20 protein-coding genes are annotated in these 19,214 nt (G+C 43.3%); 2 read left to right on the forward strand and 18 right to left on the reverse strand.

Annotated elements, in window-relative coordinates:
* Positions 1–37 precede the first annotated feature (37 nt).
* From BMX69_RS08870 to BMX69_RS08915, 10 genes are all read right to left on the reverse strand, one after another.
* Positions 38–547: an SEC-C metal-binding domain-containing protein gene (locus BMX69_RS08870; RefSeq protein ID WP_100042154.1), complete on the reverse strand. Its 510-nt coding sequence runs from the start codon at positions 545–547 to the stop codon at positions 38–40.
* A 227-nt stretch (positions 548–774) separates the two neighbouring features.
* Positions 775–3,354: a transglutaminase-like domain-containing protein gene (locus BMX69_RS08875; protein WP_100042155.1), complete on the reverse strand. Its 2,580-nt coding sequence runs from the start codon at positions 3,352–3,354 to the stop codon at positions 775–777.
* A gap of 61 nt (positions 3,355–3,415) precedes the next feature.
* Entirely contained in the window at positions 3,416–4,177 is a 762-nt protein-coding gene (locus BMX69_RS08880; RefSeq protein WP_092250318.1) for a DeoR/GlpR family DNA-binding transcription regulator, read from the reverse strand.
* A complete protein-coding gene (locus tag BMX69_RS08885; RefSeq protein ID WP_100042156.1) occupies positions 4,156–4,923 on the reverse strand; it encodes a copper homeostasis protein CutC in 768 nt (255 codons plus the stop codon). Before BMX69_RS08885 ends, BMX69_RS08880 begins: the two co-directional genes overlap by 22 nt.
* Before the next feature lie 38 nt (positions 4,924–4,961).
* On the reverse strand, positions 4,962–5,933 hold the full coding sequence (locus BMX69_RS08890; RefSeq protein WP_100042157.1) for an ABC transporter ATP-binding protein: 972 nt from the start codon (positions 5,931–5,933) through the stop codon (positions 4,962–4,964).
* 9 nt (positions 5,934–5,942) lie between these two features.
* On the reverse strand, positions 5,943–6,932 hold the full coding sequence (locus BMX69_RS08895; protein WP_100042158.1) for an ABC transporter ATP-binding protein: 990 nt from the start codon (positions 6,930–6,932) through the stop codon (positions 5,943–5,945).
* Positions 6,933–6,942: 10 nt separating this feature from the next.
* Entirely contained in the window at positions 6,943–7,848 is a 906-nt protein-coding gene (locus tag BMX69_RS08900) for an ABC transporter permease (RefSeq protein ID WP_025233351.1), read from the reverse strand.
* Positions 7,849–7,850: 2 nt separating this feature from the next.
* Positions 7,851–8,789, reverse strand: coding sequence for an ABC transporter permease (locus tag BMX69_RS08905; RefSeq protein WP_100042159.1), 939 nt, complete (start codon positions 8,787–8,789; stop codon positions 7,851–7,853).
* 133 nt (positions 8,790–8,922) lie between these two features.
* Positions 8,923–10,599 carry a peptide ABC transporter substrate-binding protein gene (locus BMX69_RS08910; RefSeq protein WP_100042160.1) on the reverse strand — a complete coding sequence of 559 codons (1,677 nt, stop codon included), beginning with the start codon at positions 10,597–10,599 and terminating at the stop codon, positions 8,923–8,925.
* A 191-nt stretch (positions 10,600–10,790) separates the two neighbouring features.
* Positions 10,791–11,045 carry a hypothetical protein gene (locus BMX69_RS08915; protein WP_100042161.1) on the reverse strand — a complete coding sequence of 85 codons (255 nt, stop codon included), beginning with the start codon at positions 11,043–11,045 and terminating at the stop codon, positions 10,791–10,793.
* A gap of 281 nt (positions 11,046–11,326) precedes the next feature.
* Between BMX69_RS08915 and BMX69_RS08920 the strand changes: the two genes are divergently transcribed.
* Entirely contained in the window at positions 11,327–11,548 is a 222-nt protein-coding gene (locus BMX69_RS08920) for a hypothetical protein (RefSeq protein WP_054790966.1), read from the forward strand.
* A gap of 250 nt (positions 11,549–11,798) precedes the next feature.
* On the opposite strand, the gene BMX69_RS08925 is transcribed toward BMX69_RS08920, so the two are convergent.
* The 5 genes from BMX69_RS08925 to BMX69_RS08945 all read right to left on the reverse strand — a co-directional run bounded on the left by BMX69_RS08925 (position 11,799) and on the right by BMX69_RS08945 (position 15,891).
* Complete coding sequence (locus BMX69_RS08925; protein ID WP_025233355.1) at positions 11,799–12,056, reverse strand: hypothetical protein; 258 nt, start codon at positions 12,054–12,056, stop codon at positions 11,799–11,801.
* Between the two features lie 39 nt (positions 12,057–12,095).
* Positions 12,096–12,581 carry a GNAT family N-acetyltransferase gene (locus tag BMX69_RS08930; protein ID WP_100042162.1) on the reverse strand — a complete coding sequence of 162 codons (486 nt, stop codon included), beginning with the start codon at positions 12,579–12,581 and terminating at the stop codon, positions 12,096–12,098.
* Positions 12,582–12,708: 127 nt separating this feature from the next.
* On the reverse strand, positions 12,709–13,182 hold the full coding sequence (locus BMX69_RS08935) for an acyl-CoA thioesterase (RefSeq protein ID WP_054790964.1): 474 nt from the start codon (positions 13,180–13,182) through the stop codon (positions 12,709–12,711).
* Between the two features lie 370 nt (positions 13,183–13,552).
* Positions 13,553–14,077, reverse strand: coding sequence for a hypothetical protein (locus BMX69_RS08940; RefSeq protein ID WP_147297057.1), 525 nt, complete (start codon positions 14,075–14,077; stop codon positions 13,553–13,555).
* 140 nt (positions 14,078–14,217) lie between these two features.
* The gene (locus tag BMX69_RS08945) at positions 14,218–15,891 is read right to left on the reverse strand and encodes a S8 family peptidase (RefSeq protein ID WP_100042164.1); all 1,674 of its coding nucleotides are present in this window, start codon (positions 15,889–15,891) and stop codon (positions 14,218–14,220) included.
* A 181-nt stretch (positions 15,892–16,072) separates the two neighbouring features.
* Here BMX69_RS08945 and BMX69_RS08950 point away from each other — a divergent pair, with 181 nt between their 5' ends.
* Entirely contained in the window at positions 16,073–17,749 is a 1,677-nt protein-coding gene (locus tag BMX69_RS08950; protein ID WP_054790961.1) for a S8 family peptidase, read from the forward strand.
* Positions 17,750–17,782: 33 nt separating this feature from the next.
* Here the strand turns inward: BMX69_RS08950 and mscL are convergent, their stop codons facing one another.
* The 3 genes from mscL to BMX69_RS08965 all read right to left on the reverse strand — a co-directional run bounded on the left by mscL (position 17,783) and on the right by BMX69_RS08965 (position 19,191).
* A complete protein-coding gene (gene mscL / locus BMX69_RS08955; protein WP_100042165.1) occupies positions 17,783–18,277 on the reverse strand; it encodes a large conductance mechanosensitive channel protein MscL in 495 nt (164 codons plus the stop codon).
* A gap of 160 nt (positions 18,278–18,437) precedes the next feature.
* On the reverse strand, positions 18,438–18,641 hold the full coding sequence (locus BMX69_RS08960; RefSeq protein ID WP_054790959.1) for a hypothetical protein: 204 nt from the start codon (positions 18,639–18,641) through the stop codon (positions 18,438–18,440).
* Positions 18,642–18,720: 79 nt separating this feature from the next.
* Positions 18,721–19,191 carry a (2Fe-2S)-binding protein gene (locus tag BMX69_RS08965; RefSeq protein ID WP_054790958.1) on the reverse strand — a complete coding sequence of 157 codons (471 nt, stop codon included), beginning with the start codon at positions 19,189–19,191 and terminating at the stop codon, positions 18,721–18,723.
* Between the last annotated feature and the right edge of the window lie 23 nt (positions 19,192–19,214).

Raw genomic sequence — 19,214 nt, forward strand, 5'->3', positions numbered from 1 at the left:
TCCTGTCTCTTTATCCTGCTGCCAGGGCAGCATTGGATTACTGGTTGGATCCGCAGCACTTTTTATATTTCTTGCCGCTGCCGCATGGACATGGATCGTTTCTTCCAACCTTTGCTCCCTTAACAATGGTTCCAGAAGCTTTCTGCTTTTTATAAAGCTCTTTTTTCTTTTCTTCTGACAGTATTGCCTCCCACTCAGGAAGATTATACAGCCATTCTGCTTTAGCCTCTACCATATTATAATACAGCTTTTCCGGATCGATCTCTATTTTTACCACGGTCTGCTCGTCCATGGTCTCAATAGGATTTTCATACCCCTTTAAGCTTTCATTAATTCCATCTAAAAATCCGGTCATTGTCTGGACATCTGTACCATATCTCTTTGCCAGATCCTCTACCGTTCCCTCTACCGCTTCCTCTGGTTTGGAAAGAATATGCTCATAGATTCCCTTTTCTACTTTGAAATACTCGGTCCATAATTCTTCTTTTCCTTTATCATCCAGCCCATCGCCGTATGCCAAGTTTCTCCAATTTTCTAAAATAGCCATGTTCAAACCATCCTTTTGTCTGTTATTCTCATGAAGGCAATGAGCCAAGATCAAGCGAGCCTGACTTTGGCAGCTGCCAACGGAGTCAAACGGCCCCCAGCTTGCTGCAAGGTATTTGACTTCCAGTAGTACTCCAACAAACAGTATATAACATCTTTATATATTTTGCAAAATGTTTTTTCTTATTTTACAATTCTCTGCGTCTCTTCCTATACACTTATGTTCTTTTAAAGCCTATTCCTGCTTAACCTCAGAAGCTTCATCATTAGATTCACGCTTCCAACATTGTAGCCGCTGCATCCGTAGACAGCTTTCAAGCCAGGGTCGGTAACAATTAGAAGAGGCAGCTTCTCCGGATCCACATACATTCTTCTAGCCAGTGGTTCTACCGTATCATCAAAGCTTATGTAACCCACCTTTATTTGAGGAATTGCTTCCAGGACTTTACTGATGGTCCGGTTCTGTAATGACGTTTCACTTTGCAGCAGGAAAATAATCTGAGCATCAAGGGATTCCAAGGCTTCCTTTTGTTCCAGCATTTCGTTAAGAACGTGTTCGGTTGGTTCCTGACCCTCAGACAGGATGGCAAGAATATTGCTCTTTCCTTCCATAAGCACTGATGCCGGAACCGTCTTTTCTTTCTCATTTTCCTCTTTTATGGTTACTTCAAAATCATCCAGCATGTTATCAACCAGCATATCATCCAGGCTTCCTGCCCGCAGGCGCATGGTCACAGACTTTTCTTCATCCTTTTTTAATTCAAAGACATACTCGCTGGCGTTCTGGTTTCCGCTGGGAAGACGGACAGAGGTGATCAGACGGTAGATACCAGGCTCTAAGTCCAGCTTTAAAACGCCGCCGGAAAATTTTAGGCCGGTATAATCCAGAGACACAAACTGCCCCTCTTTTAGCCTTCCAATGGTCCATGTCTGGTAATACGTCCACAGATTGTCTGTTTCCCCATAAAGTACCAGCTTTCCTGTCTCTTCGGTCCTGTCTTTTACGATCTCATCTGCCCCCGATATTGATACGAATCTTCCTGTCTCATAAACCTCAGCTTCCAGATTCACCGGGTTGATCCGGGCCGGAATGCCAAATGTCCGGCATATAGAGACAAATAATATCTTCTGGCTAAGGGGATTGCTCTGTAAAAGCTTAAGGCTGCCTGCCGGAGTGGAGCAAATCGTCTTGTAGTCCAGCTTTGATTCAAAACCGATATGCTGCTTCACATATTCCCAAATGGTTTCAGGATTTTTACGGAATTCTTCCTTTTCGTCCTCATTGAAAAATCCCTCAATAAATCCCCTGTAATCGGTCATTTCTTCCAGCAAAACTCTTGGACAAAGAATGTATTTTACATATATATCCAGATGTCCGTTCTCCTCCCACTTCTTACGATATGGGGCGGCCCCTGTAAGATGGGTTTCCAGAATCTCTGCCCTTGCATCCTTATAATCTTTTACAGTCAGGCTGTTAAGCATGGCCTTACGGTCCGGATTTTGATCCTTGGAAAGAAAGTTGTAAATCTCGTCAAAGTTACCGGCAGACAACCGGAGGATCTCTGATTCATCAGAATATGAGGAAGCCTCTTCCTCCTTAAAGTACCCTGCGATCCTGACTTCCCGCATCTGATTAGCCTCTTGGATTCGTTTTCTGTTTCTTTCCTTTTGTTCTTTTGTAAGCTTCACCGGATTTACGGGGTAATCCTTTGGAGCTCTGACGTCCGCATCCACCCAGGCATTTATTCCGGATTTCTCCTCTTCTTTCTTTAACACCAGAACCGTTCCATCTTCATCCTCCGGAGAAATCCACGCCTCACAGCATAACCCTTCCTTCATAGCACGGACATGAACATCTCCAAGACCAACGGTAAGGGATACCTTTCCGTTCCTGTCTGTATATAAGTTTACCACGCTGCAGTATTCCGCCATATTAAGGATCTCAAAAGAAACATGGACATTCTCTGCTGGGTTTTTATCCTCATCAAGCACCTGGATCTCATAAGATTTGGTCAGGGCATAGGTTGCTGTCCCATTATAATAGACCATTAAATCTTCTTTCCCCAGACATTCCGTCTCTGAATCACCGGAATAATCGGAGAAGGTTCTGGTGTGTACCAGCAATGCCCTGGAGGAAGCATTGGTAAACCACCCCTTATCCAGCACTTCTTCCGGCTCACAGGCTCCCAGAAAATGCCACTTTCCTTCCACAAACACTTCAACCCATGCATGATTGTCATCACAATGAGCCCATCTGGGGGTATACACCTGTCTGGCAGGAATTCCCACACTCCGGAAAGCCGTTACAGCAAACGTAGATTCTTCCCCACATCTGCCCTTCCCGGATTTATACACAGTCACAGGAGATATGGTTCTGTTGTCTGAAGCCTCATAGGTTCCATTCTCCGCACACCAATAATTGATTTCCAGCACCGCCTCCCTTACGGAAAGCCCTTTGATCCGGTCGACCAATTTGTCATAGAAAAATCTTCGGCAGTCTTCGATATTCTCCGTATTGATCCTGTAATATAAAATATGATGGAGGAACATATCTTCCGGAATTTCCTGGCACCATTCCATTTGTTCATAAACCATGATGGAATGCTTAACATATCCAAGAAACAGGTCAAAATCATATTCCCCAGCATCCCGTAAGGGCATTGTCCCATATAAAAATTTCATGAGTACCTGTTCTATAGGAGTACACCGTTCCATTGCCCTTTCAATTTCTTCCTTAAGACCTCCAAGAAAGGGAAGTCTAAGCTCATATTTTTCCTGGGCATATCTCTGCAAATGTTCTGAAAACATGACTATATTCTCCTTTGCGAAATCAATTAATTATTTTCTGACCCGGGCAGTCCTGCGGAAGTTACTGAATAGTAACTCCTGCAGAGTAAAGCTTCCTGGCTGTTGCCTCATCAGGCATGGAGTCCGTGATGATTCCGTCTATGTCATCAAAATGAGCAAATTTATAGGAATCATTAAAGTAGAACTTATCCTTTTCCATTACCAGATATTTGTGCCTGCTGCTGGCAATGGCCGCTTTTTTTGTCAGACCATCCTCCACTCCTAAGGTGGTAATGGAATTGTCCGTAAGGTCCAGGCCGCAGGTCCCGATAAAGGCCCTGTCAAAGCTGTACTGCTTGATGATCTCAATGGCAGCTGCCCCCATAAAGCCGTTTACCGTGCGGTACATGATTCCTCCGGTTCCAATGGAAGTGATATCCGGATTTACTGCCAGTGTCTGCATAATATCGATCATGTTCGTCACCACGGTCAACCGTTTGTGGGATTTGGCAAGCCGTTCCGCCACCATGATATTCGTGGTGGAAATATCCAGAAATATGGTTTCATTGCTTCTGATCAGTTCAAAAGCCTTCTGAGCAATTAAATTCTTTTTTTCAATGTTTGTATCTCTCCGGTCAATTACATCTCGTTTCAGAGGATAATCCTGGGATAATAAGGCTCCGCCATAGGTCCGTTTCAGCTTTCCGGCATTTTCTAAGTTTTTTAAGTCCTTGCGTATACAGTCTTCTGTCACCTGAAAAAGGGCGCTTAAATCCTTTACTTTCACCATACCCTGATCGTGAAGGAGTTGTAAAATCCTGTCTAAACGTTCTTCCGTAAACATGCTTTCTCCTCCATCAGCCTTTTTGCCCGGCGAATCTGTTCCTCTTCTGTACGGAAAATATCATACTCCCCAATTCCCGGTATTCCCATATTTACATTTTCCTTCCGGTAGATCATGCCGCTGTCCACGATTGTCTTTCCAGACATGTGAAAACACCGGGCATCTATTTCATCCATCAGGCAGGCAATGGCATCTACATTGACTCCGCTGCCTACCAAAATGTCGATCTGGCCAGCCGCCTGTTCCATCAGTTCCCCTAAAAGCTTTTTTCCTTCCATGCAGGTGTTCTGCTGTCCGGAGGTCAGTATGGTATCCACCCCTGTCTCAATGGCCTCTTTCAGGCTCCTGTAAGGATCCCGGCATACATCAAAAGCTCTGTGAAGGGTCATGTTTCCCGTTCCCGCCTTTTCTCTGAGCACTTTCAGCCGTTCCATGTCAAGATCCCCATTCGGTTTTAAAAATCCCACGACAATCCCATCCGCGCCAAGATTCCGATACATCTGTGCATCCTCTGAGATCATCTGAAATTCATGATCTGTATACAGAAAATCTCCATACCGGGGCCGTATCAGAACGTTGATTGGAACATCACAGGCTTTGCGGATCTGATTAAACTGACTAACGCCAGGGGTAGTTCCCCCAATCACCAGATTTGCACAGAGCTCCAGCCTGTCGGCGCCTCCCTGTACCGCTGCTTTAGCGGATTCCACAGAATCCACACAGACCTCCAAGATATAGTCTTTCATTATTTTCTCCTAACCATCTATATTTTGTTGCCGGCATTCTACACTGCCTTGTGGCAGGCTGCAAAATGCCCTGGCCTGACTTCTTTCATTTTCGGTGTTTTTTCCCGGCACAGCTGCTCTGCATAAGGGCAGCGGGAAGCAAACCGGCAGCCTTCCTTCAAATTAACAGGATTTGGCAGGCTTCCCTCCAGCATGATCCGGCTGCGGCTCTTTTCCACATCAGGATCAGGGATAGGAATTGCGGAAAGCAATGCCTGGGTATAGGGATGGAGCGGAGCCTCAAACAGGCTTTCACTGTCTGTCAGTTCCACCATGGCCCCCAGGTACATAACGCCGATCCGGTCACTGATGTGCTTAACCATAGAAAGATCATGAGCGATGAACAGATAGGTAAGCCCTCTCTTCTCCTGCAGCTCTTTCAGTAAGTTGATCACCTGTGCCTGAATGGAAACATCCAGCGCGGAAATAGGTTCATCACAGATCACAAACTCCGGATCCACAGCCAATGCCCGGGCAATCCCCACCCGCTGACGCTGTCCGCCGGAAAATTCGTGAGGGAAGCGGTTTGCATGTTCTTCGGAAAGCCCTACCGTTTCCAGAAGTTCAAGTACCTTCTTTCTCCGTTCCTCCCCGCTTAAGATTCCATGAGCATCAATTCCCTCTGCAACAATATCTATAACCTTCATCCGCGGATTAAGACATGCATAAGGATCTTGAAAAATCATCTGCATCTTTCTTGTGAAGCTATGGCGCTCCGCTGCCGCCAAACTGCTGTTAATTACCTGTCCGTCATATACGATCCGGCCATTCGTTGGCTCATACAGCTGGATTACGGTCCGGCCAAAGGTAGACTTCCCGCAGCCGCTTTCTCCCACCAGACCAAGGGTTTCTCCCTTATATATATCCAGACTGACATCGTCCACTGCTTTCAATATCTGATTTTTTCCTACCTGGAAATATTTTTTCAAATGCTTTACTTCTAATAATGGTTTCTTTTCTGCCGACATCATGATTTCCTCCTATTCCCTGAAAGCCTTTGCCCGCTCATCAAGAAGCCAGCAGCGCGCATGGTGGCTCTCGCCGCAAAGCATATCCTCCGGAGGATACTGTCTGCAGACCTCCATGGTTTTTGTGCATCTGGCTGCAAATGGACAGCCTTTTGGCGGATCCATCAGATCCGGCGGAGTCCCATGAATGGCCGTCAGCTCGCCCCCTTTATGGGAAGCTTTTGGTATGGAAGCCAGAAGTCCCTTCGTATAAGGATGTTCCGTCTGGTAAAACAGCTCACGCACATCAGCACTTTCCACCAGCTGGCCTCCATACATAACGGCAACCCGGTCCGCAATATTCGCTACAACTCCCAGATTATGGGTGATAATAATAATAGAGGTTTTAATTTTCTTCTGCAAGTCCTTCATCAGATCCAGAATCTGTGCCTGTATGGTTACGTCCAAAGCCGTGGTCGGTTCATCTGCGATCAAAATCTTTGGATCACAGGCCAAAGCCACTGCGATCACGACTCTTTGCCTCATGCCGCCGGAAAGCTGGTGAGGGTATTGGTCAAACCTTGTTTCCGGATTGGAAATTCCAACTAGAGAAATCAACTCAAGAGCCCGATTCTTCATCTGAACTTTAGTCATATCCTTCCGATGCTCTTTTAATACCTCTACAATCTGATTTCCTATGGTCATAGTAGGGTTTAAAGAGGTCATAGGATCCTGAAATATCATAGAAATATCCGATCCCCGTACCGTCTGCATCTGACGCTCGCTGTATTTGGAAAGATCCTTACCTTCCAGGAGCACACTGCCTCCAACGATCTTTCCATTCTTCGGAAGCAGGCCCATAATGCTTTTCACGGAAATGGATTTACCAGAGCCGGATTCTCCCACGATTGCCAAAGTTTCCTGCTCATCCAGATAAAAGCTAATCCCGCGCACCGCCTGTACTACGCCATGCTGTGTCTTTATATGTACCTGCAACTGATTGACTTCCAATAATCTGCTCATGACGTCTCACCTACTTTCTCATTCTTGGATCCAGAGCATCCCGCAAGCCGTCTCCAAGAATGCTGAAGCATACCATAATCAGGACGATCACGATTGCCGGGAAAATCAATACGTGGGGGAAATTGCGAAGCACCTGGTAACCGTTGTTGATCAAGACTCCTAAAGATGCTTTTGGTTCCTGCATGCCGATGCCGATAAAGCTTAAAAATGCCTCTGTAAATATGGCGGACGGAATGGTAAACATGGCATTGATGACAATGACTCCCACTGTATTGGGGATCAGATGTTTCCATATGATTCCGGTAGTACTGGTTCCCAGCACTCTGGCTGCCAGCACAAACTCCTGATTCTTAAGCTTTAATATGGATCCGCGGACCAGTCGTGCCATATTCACCCAGCCGGTAATGGAGAGAGCCACTACAATCGTCCAAATACCTGCCGGCATAACCATCATCAAAAGGATGACGATGATCAAATGAGGAATACCCACCAGTACTTCAATGATTCGCTGCATAACGGCATCCACTTTCCCGCCGGCCAAAGCAGAAACCGCTCCATAGGTCACTCCCAATGTTAAATCCAAAAGAGCTGCCACAAAGGCAATGAGAAGGGAAATGCGGGTACCCATCCATGTCCTGACCCAAAGGTCACGTCCGAACTGATCCGTTCCGAAGAGATGCTTCATGGAGGGAATCTGATAAATGATATCATAATTCGTTTCTTTATAAGAATATCTTGAAAACTCCGGTGCCAGTATTGCAAGAAGCCCGATTGCAATCAATGTAAACAGGCAAACAACTGCCGCCTTATTTTTTTTCAATCGAAGCCAGCCATCTTGAAGGGCTGTTAAATTGGGTCGGGCAATATGTTCTTTCTCCGATTCATCCACATATGCCTTTACAAATAATTCATCCATGCTTACCCCTCCTTACCGGCTGCCAGACGAATCCTGGGATCAATGAGGGAATAAGCGATATCAACGATCAGCACTACAAAAATATAGAAAGCGCTGTAAAAGATCGTGATTCCCATGATCGTGGAATAGTCATTAGCCTTTATACTGTCTACAAATAAGCTGCCGATTCCAGGGATGGTATAAATATTCTCAACAGCAAGGGAGCCTGTCAGCAGATTTACAACAATTGGCCCCAGAATCGTCACCACAGGGATGATCGAATTTCTTACCGCATGGCGCATGAGTACCTTCATTGGGCTAAGTCCCTTGGCTTTGGCAGTGACGATGTAATCCTGCTCCAACACCTCCAGCATCTCAGTCCGGATAAACCGGGCGATCATGGCTGTCGCAGAAAAGGACAAGGCAATGGACGGAAGCACCGAACATTTCCAGTCAGTCCAAAAACCAACGGGCAGGATTCCCCATTTTAAGGCCACGTAATACTGCAAAAGAGCCGCAGCTACAAAATTAGGTACAGAAACTCCAAGGACTGCTACGATCATAGTAAAATAGTCAATCCCGCTGTTATGTCTCCACGCCGCGATAATTCCCAATGTCAGGCCAACAGCCAGACCGATCAGGACCGCCTGAAGGCCAATTAATGCGGAGGGGCCGATCCTTCCTCCGATTACGGTAGATACCTTCTGTCCGGTATAGGTAAAGGATGTTCCGAAATCTCCATGCAGGATATTTCCCATATACTTTACGTATTGCCGGGGCACAGACTCATTCAGCCCATATTGCTCTAAAATGGCCTGCTGCTGCTGAACAGACATCATATTAAAGCGCTCCGCATCAAAAGGAGATCCTGGCAGCTTTTTCATCAGAAAAAAAGTAGCTGTTACAATGACCCATAATGTCAGCGCCAGATATATCAGTCGCTTGCAGATATATTTTATCATGCTGTGTCCTCCTTTGCATTCATATTCTCCTGAGATTTTAAAAAGAGCCGTCCTTTTTCAATTTTGAAAAGGGAAGGACGGCTCTTCTCATTTTCCGCATTCCGTATCAGGTCAAATCACTGTCCGCTGCGGCTTACTCAAAATAAGCGTATTTAAATTCCACATCCGGCCCGAACGGATGATTGATCAATCCTTTCACATTGGATTTTGTAAGGGTTGCAGAACCTCTATGGTACAAAGGTGCAACGATCACATCCTCATCAATTAGAAGATTCTCCGCCTGCAGCAACATATCCAGACGCTTGGCGTCATCGGTTTCAACTCTTGCGTCGCTAATCAGCTTATTATATTGTTCATTTTGATAGGAGCCGCGGTATGGAGTGCCGTTGGTCCATAAATCAAGGTATGTCATGGCATCATCATAATCGGCGCCCCATGCGGTAGATGCAAACATGTAATTATCGTTATCCATTAACTCATTTCTTGCCTGTACCGTCTTGGTATCGATTACGATATCAATGCCTAAATTCTTATTTAATTCGCTCTGTATGTAGGTTGCAACCGCTTTTGTCACAGAATCATCTCTTACCAGCAAAGTAAGGGTTGGTGTCTGTCCCAATTCCTTACAGCCCTCTTCCCAGTATTTCTTAGCCTGATCTGCATCAAATTGACAGATGTTTCCGTTTAAATCACGGAAGCTTTTGCTTTCGTTTCCATACATGCCTTCCGCAATCAGACCGGCACTTGGAGCAGAGCCATCGGCAAGAATTGCCTTAACTAAGGTCTCACGGTCAATGGCCATAGAAACAGCTCTGCGGATATTTTTGTTTGCCATAACCGGATTGCTCAAGGAGAACTGCAGATACTCGGTTCTGAACTCACTCTTAGAACTGAATTCCGGATTATTCTGATAAGCAGCTACGTTGGCAGAATCAAGAGCCACCTGGCTCAGTTCATCGGCCAGATAAGCATTAAGGGCTGCAGAAGCATCCTTCATTACTCTTACCTGAGCATTTTCAACCTTCACATTTGCAGCATCCCAGTATTTATCATTCTTTTTCAAGGTAGCCCCTACCGCCGGATCATAGCTGGTAATAACATATGGGCCGCAGTAAATCATATTCTCTGCGCTTAAACCATACTGGTCGCCTTTTGAGGTGACGTATGCTTCATTTAACGGGAAGAACTGGCAAAGAACAGTTAACCGGGAGAAATAAGGGGTAGGTGCTTTTAAAATCACCTGGAAGGTCTTGTCATCAAGGGCCTTTACTCCCACATCTTCTGCACTGGCTTTGCCTTCGTTATACTCAGCGCCGTTTACAATGTAGTCTGTCATAATGAAGCTGTAGCCATTGGTGGCCTCCGCACTCATCTGCTTTAACCAGGCAAATACAAAATCATTTGCTGTCAAAGGAGTTCCGTCACTCCATTGCAGACCGTCTCTCAAATGAAAGGTGTATGTAAGTTTATCATCGGAAACATCATAGCTTTCCGCGAGTGCAGGCTGCGCATCATGATTTTCATCCAGGCGAAGCAGTCCTTCAAATGCGTTATTGTTCACCTTTGATGACTGATTGTCAGAAGCCGCCCATTGTACCAGAGTTTTGATCTCAGCATTTGCATATACACTAAGCACCTGATCACCGGCTGCCGGAGCCTCCTTTTTGTCAGAAGCGGCTTCACTTGATTCCACACTTTGGGTAGATCCTCCGGTGGTGGGGCTGCTGGTTGACCCGGTAAAGCCACAACCTGTCAGGGTTCCTATAGCAAGACAGGCTACAGTGCCTAAAGCTAATACTCTTTTTTTCATTTTTCCCTCTCCTTTTGATATTGTTTTTCTTGTTTCGTCTTAATTCATCGGCATTTCGCCTATGAAATTATTTGAATTATACATAATTTTATTATTTATGTCAATATTTTTTATTATTTCATCCAGTTTTGAATTGTTTTAATTTTTCTTAGAAAATAATCCATATCCTAAGAGCCAATTCTGCAAGAATTTCAGCAAGGATTTCCTGAACACAGCAATTTGCTTTTTTCCCTGGAAAAATCCAGGAATGATACACAGGAGAAGGCATCTTCCTCTTCCGCTCTCATTGCTCGGTTGTAGATCTCCAATGCCTTCTCTACGGTAATCTCATCGTCATGATAATAATATAGAGTCGCTTGCGTAAGGGAAACTACCCGCTCTATTAACAGTCTTGCATCCTGGTTTTCAAATAATATTTCATTTAAGTTGTTTTTTGTGATCATCATACGCGAGTCTCCTTTCATATTAGAACAAATGTTCGTTTCGTGATTAAAAATTAAAACCACATCATTGTGATTTTCTAAAGAACCTCTATCTGGTATTGAATAATACGGCATCTGTTTTCTTAGTTAAGCCAACGGGCCTTTCGTCTGCCGTCTTATTTCTATTGGTTAAATGAAAAACTATATTCCAGTTTCTATATTTTCATATTTTTTGCTCAGTAAATGCCAGTTTATGGTAGGGTGCTATTTTAAAAGAAATATCTGATTATCAACATGTGGCGGTAATGCTTCGTGAACAGCATGCTTCAGTAGAGAAATTCTTTGATCATGAAGATGAAGAAAAACAGTTTTTTTCAGCAGATCTGACAATTAACAAATTCAGGAACAGCAGACATCCTTACGAATCACTTTGGGTTATTATGATTTCTGCATTTGCAGAAAGTCCTGTCATTGATACTGCAATGAGCTACCTTCTTTCGATGCTTTCGCTTAACCCGACGGCGTAAGTTCAGATTCCTTGCTGTATTAACGGAATACTTTTTCGTTTAATCCTTATGCATATTATAACACAGATATGCCGCAATTGAAAACATATGTTCTATTTTTATATCCAGGATTATCCGCCTGACAGCCGCTTTTTGGTGCGGGTGCCGGACGCCTTCAATCACCTGATTCTATTATTACAATTAAAAGTATTAAGAAGGGCACTGGATAATTATCCAATGCCCGATCTACTGCATATCTATAAAAACATCGTTATTTTAAAATATATCTGTCACCGAAGCCCTTTTTCTCAATAATACCATTTAATCCTTTCGAACTTTTGATGGAATACCTGTTTCCTTTTGAAAAAAAGCCAGATATATCCTCCAACTCAAAGTTTTCACCCAGAATATTTTTGGTCTTCAGTTTACCGGAAAATGTTTCCGTCAGCTCCCCCAAATCCTCATCGATAAACCCACTTTCCCGGTAAAGATGGGTTTTTGCACCTTTTGACTTAAAATAAAATTCCATAACATCCTTCCTCTCTGGTTCTTCTGTGATGATGATTTATTAATTCAAATCTAACTTCAGATATACTAAATTATCCATCGGACTGTTATTATACGATTCGATTTCATAAAATCCAAGTTTTTTATACAAACGTATCGCTCCCTCCAAAAAGGGAAGTGTGTCCAGCAGAATGCTTTTATAACCGATTTCTTTCGCATCATTAATAATTAGTTCCACCAGCTTATTTGCAATTTTATGTCCTCGGAATGCAGGTTTAACATACAATCTTTTCATTTCACAATTATCATCATCAATTTTTCTTAAACCAATGCAGCCGACTGCTTCATCTTCTACTTTTGCTAAATATAATCTACCATTTGGATGTGCGTATTTATCCGCCAAATGATCAAGTTCTGAATCGTAATTTTGGATTTTTAAATATTCAGCAAAATCAGGATCATTTTCAACCAACATATGAGTATACTCTAAAAACAATTCTTTAATTTCACTAATATTATCATAAGCGACTGTTATTTCTGTTTTCATATTTAAAAATTCCTTTCTATTTTCACTTATATATATGAAGAATACAGCAAATCTCAATAAATATCAATGTTAAGTTTCGTTTGTTAATTCGTAGTTTTTCATTTAGACTTAAGCTTGGTTAATAATCTTAGAAGCCTTCCTTACGTCTTAACTTACGTAAATCATTCCGCTTTACCGCACTGTCCCATTCAGCCTTTTGTCCTTCTGTCGTAAGCTTAAGTCCCGGCACTTTAACAGGAGTTCCCTCTTTATCAATTGCTACATATACCAGATAGGCACGGTTAATCGGTTTTCGTATTCCCGAAAGATCCTCGGAGTAGGTATCCACTCTTACTTCCATTGAAGTATTACCCACATAGGTTAATCTTCCTATCAGCACAATGGTGTCATTAATAAAGGCCCCAGCCTTGAATTGAAGATTATCTATTGCAGCTGTCGTAGTGTTACATTCAGCATGGCGTTTGGCAGTTATCGCGCCTACGACGTCAATCCACTCCAGAAGCTGCCCGCCAAAAAGTCTACCACTTCCATTGATGTGGGCAGGCATCAAAAGGTGAACCTGTTCTACCATGGATTCCTCTACTGTTTTTAATTCTTTCATTGGTTCTCCCTTCTTCTGCTGTTCAATCAAATTTATTGTTTATTACTTATATACTTTTTAATACTATAAATCCAGAGATGTTATAATGTCAACAGTTTAGATAAATGCTGCCTCAGACGAAAAGCCTACGAAAAGATTATATTCTCCGATTGCTCATCTGGTATTTAAATCCGAAACATTATTGAAGTTAATCATTTGGGCAACCGTTTTTCTATATAAACGCAAAAAAAATGAGAGAAGCCATATAAACGTTGGTTTACGTGACTTCTCTCACTAAAAAGGGGAGGATAAGTATTCACTCATCTTTGGTATAATCCTATTATGGCCTGATCCAGATGTTTTATTCATATAAAACAAAGATTATTTTTTCTTATATCGTTTCCCCAAAATATCTTTCCATTTTCTCGTTTAATCCTTTTAAATAAACCCTATTAAGGGAAAGCATGGTTTCTTCCTTTTTTCCCGGCTCCTTTTTTATCTTTTCTTCCAGGGCATCGACCTCTTCCTGACATTTGCTGATCTGGTCTCTCAGCATGGAACGGCTTGGCTTCTTCATCAGGGCCGGTAAATCAAGAGTTCTTATGAGGAAACGAGTCACAGCTTTCTCTGCATTTGCCTCATTCTCATAGATTCTATTAAAAAAATCACAGACAGCATGATAAATATTATGGTGCTGTTTGGCTGCTTCTTTGCCTCTGCTGCAAACTGAAAAACTTCCATCCCCTACTGTGAAACAGACCGCATCTGCCTTCTCCTTATCCAGGCTGAATTTACTTTTTTCAATTCCGTCCTGTTCCATCCCTTCATTTATGATATCAAAAATATACCATTTGAATTCGCTGATTTCAGCCGTTTTTTCAAGCGCTTCCAACCCACACCTTTTCGTATCTTCCATTCCTTCTCCTCTTTCCTGTATCCAATTATTTTTTAACACTTTTTCCAGAAAGCCAGCCTTTCTATTATATCGAATGTTTTCAATAACCTCAATCATAAAATAAAAACGAGCTGCAATAATATCCATGATCTGCTGTCCGTTTAAATATTTGTAAGCCTTTCAAACAGCGTGTTGACCTCGATCTGACCATATCCCCAGATATTGTTGGGATAAGTGGTCCCGGTGGTTCGCTGTGCTCCGCGTATAAGCAGGCGGTTTACGTCGTTTCCGGTAATATTGGTATAATTTCCCCTTGGAACCGCCCATTCAAAAACCATGGCGACAATTCCTGCTGCCTGAGCTGCCGCAGACCCGCTTCCTGTTATGCTGCCATATTGGTTTCCCGGAACTGCACAGGTAAGCTCAAATCCCGGTGCTGCAATATCTGGTTTAACAAATCCTGTTCTTGTATAGCCTCTTCCGGATTCAGGCAGTACGGTATCATTAAACTGATTATAAGCGGTAACTGTCAGGGGGTTGGTTGCATTTGCCGGTGAAGTTATGGTAGTATCCGGATTGGAATTAACAAAAAAGGTGTCTTCTGAAATCAATTGTCCTGACGGCAGCCATGCATGAAAAGAAAATGGTCCGTTATCAAGGTTCACCACCCGAATGTTCCAAATTCCTGGCAGGGGATCCTGAAAACGCATCAATATGAGCTGGTCCCCGGTCTCTTCTTCAAAAATATAATTATTCACCCATATGACGCTTGGGTTAAATACGAAGGCAAATCTTCTGCATTCTCCCAGGGCCGGAAAAACCTGCCCCGTTGTCTCTCTGTTTGGAGCGGTTATTTCAATTGACAGCCTGGCCGGAGCAAACGGCCATAACTCAATAGCAAACAATTTGTCATTTTCCCCGACTCTTAATTCAAAACTATTCTGGTAAGGTTCTGCTGTGGTGCTGTTAAAGTAATGTCTGCGTTTGTTTGCTTCATTACCGGTGCTTATGGTTATCCCTATATGCGGCTGCTGCGCCAAATAATTGGTAATGAAGCTGGTCGCACCCCGTCCGTCATGGCTTGACTGGTTTGTTCCCATTGCAATGCATATGGTAATTGGACGGTTCAGTCTTTGAGCAACGGTAGTCACATAACTGATCCCAATGATTAAATCTGACTCCTGATAGCACTCAGCATCTGGAGGTGCAAAAAATATTTTTTTCAAATTGCTCTTTGCCTGCTTCAATTTTACAACCAGAATGTCGGATTCCGGTACAACACCGCTGAACGCCTGCTCCAGGCTCGGTTTTCCTGCAATTACACTTGCAATAGCCGTACCATGACCATTGGTATCCACAGAAGGAACTATGGATAAGGGATTTTCCGACTTAAGTGCAACATTGATATACTCCCTGGTGTATTCGGTGCCGTATGTAAATCCCTCCGGCGGTGCGCCCTCCTGAATGGTCTGGTCCCATATGGAAAGAATGCGGGTCGTTCCGTCATTATATAAAAACGCCTGATGCCGGTAATCAATTCCGGTATCTATAACCGCAACAATCACTCCCCGGCCAAATAAAGCCAGATAAGGATTTCTCTGAACCGTTCCGATACCGGATTTTTCAAGGCTGACGGTGGAGCTCAAGGTCAACAGAGAAGGAAATGCATTATAAGGAAAAACTCCCAAGTCGCAGGGATTCGCTGAATCAACAGGGATATGAGCCAAAGAATGCCTTAAATCCATAGGTGTTATATTATCTCCGGTATCATATGTGGGAATCATTATATTACTGATGATCAAGTCATAATAATTATCATCCAATATTTTTTGCATGATCAGGCCTCCCTGTCTATACTACTGGCACATATGATATATTTTATGCAACCGGACCTCTATTATGAGTATAAGAAAATAAGGGGCGTCACCTGCAGGCAGGCAGCGCTCATATCAGTAGCATTGCTGCATAAAATATACTATATGTTCTATAACCAGATCTTATCAGGGAGATTTAATTATGGAGAAAATACTGGACAATAATTATTACGACATGATTATAAGTAATTTATTAGTTCCTACCTATGGTGTCAGTGATGATGTTACATTGCTGAATGACAGGTTTTCCCTGCTGCATATAACCAAAAATAATATGCAGCCATGTGATCTCGGCCAAAATCCTTACCATGCTTTTCCAACTCTTTATACCATTTCTGCTGATGTAGCACCTCCAACACCCGGCATGGCAAGCGTCACACCAATAAATGATTATTCCTTATATGGGCAAGGAGTGATTATCGGCATCGTAGACACCGGAATTGATTACCGGCATCCTGCTTTCATGAATAAGGATAAAACAACACGGATCCTTTCCATTTGGGACCAGACCATACAGGCTGGGCCGCCTCCCAATGGGTTTACTTTCGGTACGGAATATACCAAAGCTGCCATAAATGATGCATTGCAATATGAAAACCCACTTTCCGCTGTTCCTTCCACTGATACAATTGGCCACGGTACAGCCATAGCAAGTATCGCTGCAGGCTCTCCAGACACTACGAACACGTTTAGCGGCGTTGTTCCAAATTCAGAGTTGGTTGTTGTGAAATTAAAAGAAGCCAAGTCAAATCTTAAAATGATTTATTCTGTTCCGGAAGACAAACTATGTTATCAGGAATCAGATATTGTTCTTGGAGTACGCTATTTAATTTCCGTAGGTCAGCGCTTAAAACGTCCTATTGTAATATGCATCGCTTTAAGCAGCAGCCAGGGAAGCCACGATGGCAGGGGAGTTTTAAGCACCTACCTTGAGAGCCTGGTTCAACATCCTGATGTGGATGTCAGCATATCAGCAGGAAACCAGGGAAACAGCGGCAGGCACTATTTTAACAGAACCATATCTGCGCCCCACTTTAATGATTTCCAGTTGAATATAGCAGGAAGTGACAAGCAGTTTTCAATGGAAATCTGGGCACACATTCCAGGACGGCTTTCTATTGAAATTTCCGCACCTGACCGGGAAAAGGTCTCGTCGATCAATCCTTCCTTCAATGATTGCCATAAGTATGTTTTCCAGAACAGCCAGAGCATCTTATGGGTGAATAATATGATTTTTGAAAGGGAAAGCGGCGACCAGCTGATATTATTGCGGTTTGAGAATCCCCTTTCCGGTATTTGGTACTTCCGTGTCCAAAACATAGAAAATGAACCTTTTACTATTAATTCCTGGCTCCCCAGCGGAGACTTAATATCAGATGGGACCTTTTTTTTAAATTCCGATCCGGATATCACCATAACCTCTCCCGGAAACTCCAGACGTACCTTAACCGCTGCCGCCTATAATCAGATAACCTCTAATATCTTAGATGAATCAGGAAGAGGTTTCACAAGAAGCGGCTATGTCAAACCTGATATTGCAGCTCCAGGCTATCAGATACCTTGTGCGGTTTCTGAAAATCAATACGGGACCTTAACAGGCGCTGGCGCTTCAGCCGCCATTGCAGCGGGTGCAGCTGCCATCATCTTTGAATGGACTCAGAACAAAGGCAACTTTACTTATATTACAGGCGAACAAGTCAACCGTATAATAATAAGAGGAGCGCAACGAAATCCTGCCTACAGCTATCCCAACAATATATGGGGATTTGGGCAATTGGATGTAAACCGTGTATTCGGACTATTTTCCTCGATCATGTAATTTACTGATCTGGCAACCCGGTTTTCTATTCCTTTAATCTTCCTGTACTGTTTCAGGCTGTACAGGAAGTTGGCTTGTACAATTGGGGCAGCGGGTAGCGTTTCCATTGATACGGGTAAAGCAAAATGGGCACTCCTTGTCCGTAGAAGCAGCCGGTTCCGCCTGCTGCTTTTTCCCCCGCAGAGTATTAATCACTTTTATCATCATGAAAATAACAGAAGCCATAATTAAAAAGTTGATTACTGCCGTGATAAAGGAACCATAAGCAAATACCGGACCAAGTTCTTGTGCAGCTGAAAGTGTGGAAACATCCGCACCAGCCTGAGCAGCATATAGAGGAACAAATTTATTGGAGAAGTCCACTCCTCCGGTAATCACTCCGATCAAAGGCGATATAATATCCTTTACCAGGGAATTGACGATCGTCTGAAAAGCAGCACCGATAATCACACCAACTGCCAGGTCCACCACATTCCCGCGTAAAACAAATTCTTTAAACTCAGCTATAATACCTTTTTTATTTCCCATAGACATGCATCCTCTCTTAAAGATTTATGAAACCTATTGGTTAACTTTGGAATTATCATATCATGAAAAAGCTGATTCTGCAATTCATGATACTAAAACTACCGGTTGGATGAATATAAAAAAGCGGGTCCGGAATACCGGATACCCGCTCATCTTGCTATCAGCCTCGCCTATCTTTTGCCCCTGCAGCATGGATCGTTGCAGCCATCTCTGAAACCTTCACAATATGCCTCCCTTTTTGCTTCAGCACAAGGATCAACATTACAATTGTTACGGCATCTATTATTACAGCAATTATTCCGGTTGCAGCAAGTATTGTTACAGTTGCAGCCACCAGACCAAGAATTAGAACATCCCATATCATATACCTCATTTCATTATGATACTATATTGTATGGGGCGGCCAGACAAGATGTGAATCATACGAATAAATTCGGATTCTCTCAATAATAATTCCCTGATAATATTGATTTTACGGCATTCTCAATTTCCTCATAACCGGTACATCTGCATAGATTAGATTGTAACCATTCCTCTATGGTTTGATCATCCGCATCTGGCTTGTGCATGGCCAGTGCATGGCAAACCATCAGGAAGCCGGAAGTACAATAACCGCACTGAAACCCCCAGTTTCTAATAAATGCATCTTGTATCGGAGCGTTCTTAAGCCCTTCCACGGTTGTGATCCTATGACCGACCGCCTCCACCGCCAGCATCAGGCAGGATTTGACCGGCATGTCGTCAATCAATACCGTGCAGGCGCCGCAATCTCCGTTCTCACAGCCGCTTTTGGCTCCGGTTAATGACAATTCCTCGCGAAGAACATGAAGCAGAGTATAGGACGGCTTAACCATAACGGCTTTATCTTCACCATTTACATTAAGAACTATAATACTATTACCTGATAAATGCATACAATCCCTCAATTCCTGAAAGG

Origin of the sequence: Lacrimispora sphenoides JCM 1415 (assembly GCF_900105615.1) — a bacterium.
Lineage (GTDB): Bacteria > Bacillota > Clostridia > Lachnospirales > Lachnospiraceae > Lacrimispora > Lacrimispora sphenoides.

What these genes read in the sequence shown, in the direction of transcription:
- BMX69_RS08960 (WP_054790959.1), bottom strand. Translation starts at nt 18,641, where the DNA reads ATGATATGGGATGTTCTAATTCTTGGTCTGGTGGCTGCAACTGTAACA.
- BMX69_RS08885 (WP_100042156.1), bottom strand. Translation starts at nt 4,923, where the DNA reads ATGAAAGACTATATCTTGGAGGTCTGTGTGGATTCTGTGGAATCCGCT.
- BMX69_RS08880 (WP_092250318.1), bottom strand. Translation starts at nt 4,177, where the DNA reads ATGTTTACGGAAGAACGTTTAGACAGGATTTTACAACTCCTTCACGAT.
- BMX69_RS08920 (WP_054790966.1), top strand. Translation starts at nt 11,327, where the DNA reads ATGCTTCGTGAACAGCATGCTTCAGTAGAGAAATTCTTTGATCATGAA.
- mscL (WP_100042165.1), bottom strand. Translation starts at nt 18,277, where the DNA reads ATGGGAAATAAAAAAGGTATTATAGCTGAGTTTAAAGAATTTGTTTTA.
- BMX69_RS08940 (WP_147297057.1), bottom strand. Translation starts at nt 14,077, where the DNA reads ATGGAAGATACGAAAAGGTGTGGGTTGGAAGCGCTTGAAAAAACGGCT.
- BMX69_RS08935 (WP_054790964.1), bottom strand. Translation starts at nt 13,182, where the DNA reads ATGAAAGAATTAAAAACAGTAGAGGAATCCATGGTAGAACAGGTTCAC.
- BMX69_RS08875 (WP_100042155.1), bottom strand. Translation starts at nt 3,354, where the DNA reads ATGTTTTCAGAACATTTGCAGAGATATGCCCAGGAAAAATATGAGCTT.
- BMX69_RS08915 (WP_100042161.1), bottom strand. Translation starts at nt 11,045, where the DNA reads ATGATGATCACAAAAAACAACTTAAATGAAATATTATTTGAAAACCAG.
- BMX69_RS08895 (WP_100042158.1), bottom strand. Translation starts at nt 6,932, where the DNA reads ATGAGCAGATTATTGGAAGTCAATCAGTTGCAGGTACATATAAAGACA.
- BMX69_RS08870 (WP_100042154.1), bottom strand. Translation starts at nt 547, where the DNA reads ATGGCTATTTTAGAAAATTGGAGAAACTTGGCATACGGCGATGGGCTG.
- BMX69_RS08890 (WP_100042157.1), bottom strand. Translation starts at nt 5,933, where the DNA reads ATGATGTCGGCAGAAAAGAAACCATTATTAGAAGTAAAGCATTTGAAA.
- BMX69_RS08950 (WP_054790961.1), top strand. Translation starts at nt 16,073, where the DNA reads ATGGAGAAAATACTGGACAATAATTATTACGACATGATTATAAGTAAT.
- BMX69_RS08905 (WP_100042159.1), bottom strand. Translation starts at nt 8,789, where the DNA reads ATGATAAAATATATCTGCAAGCGACTGATATATCTGGCGCTGACATTA.
- BMX69_RS08910 (WP_100042160.1), bottom strand. Translation starts at nt 10,599, where the DNA reads ATGAAAAAAAGAGTATTAGCTTTAGGCACTGTAGCCTGTCTTGCTATA.
- BMX69_RS08965 (WP_054790958.1), bottom strand. Translation starts at nt 19,191, where the DNA reads ATGCATTTATCAGGTAATAGTATTATAGTTCTTAATGTAAATGGTGAA.
- BMX69_RS08945 (WP_100042164.1), bottom strand. Translation starts at nt 15,891, where the DNA reads ATGCAAAAAATATTGGATGATAATTATTATGACTTGATCATCAGTAAT.
- BMX69_RS08925 (WP_025233355.1), bottom strand. Translation starts at nt 12,056, where the DNA reads ATGGAATTTTATTTTAAGTCAAAAGGTGCAAAAACCCATCTTTACCGG.
- BMX69_RS08930 (WP_100042162.1), bottom strand. Translation starts at nt 12,581, where the DNA reads ATGAAAACAGAAATAACAGTCGCTTATGATAATATTAGTGAAATTAAA.
- BMX69_RS08900 (WP_025233351.1), bottom strand. Translation starts at nt 7,848, where the DNA reads ATGGATGAATTATTTGTAAAGGCATATGTGGATGAATCGGAGAAAGAA.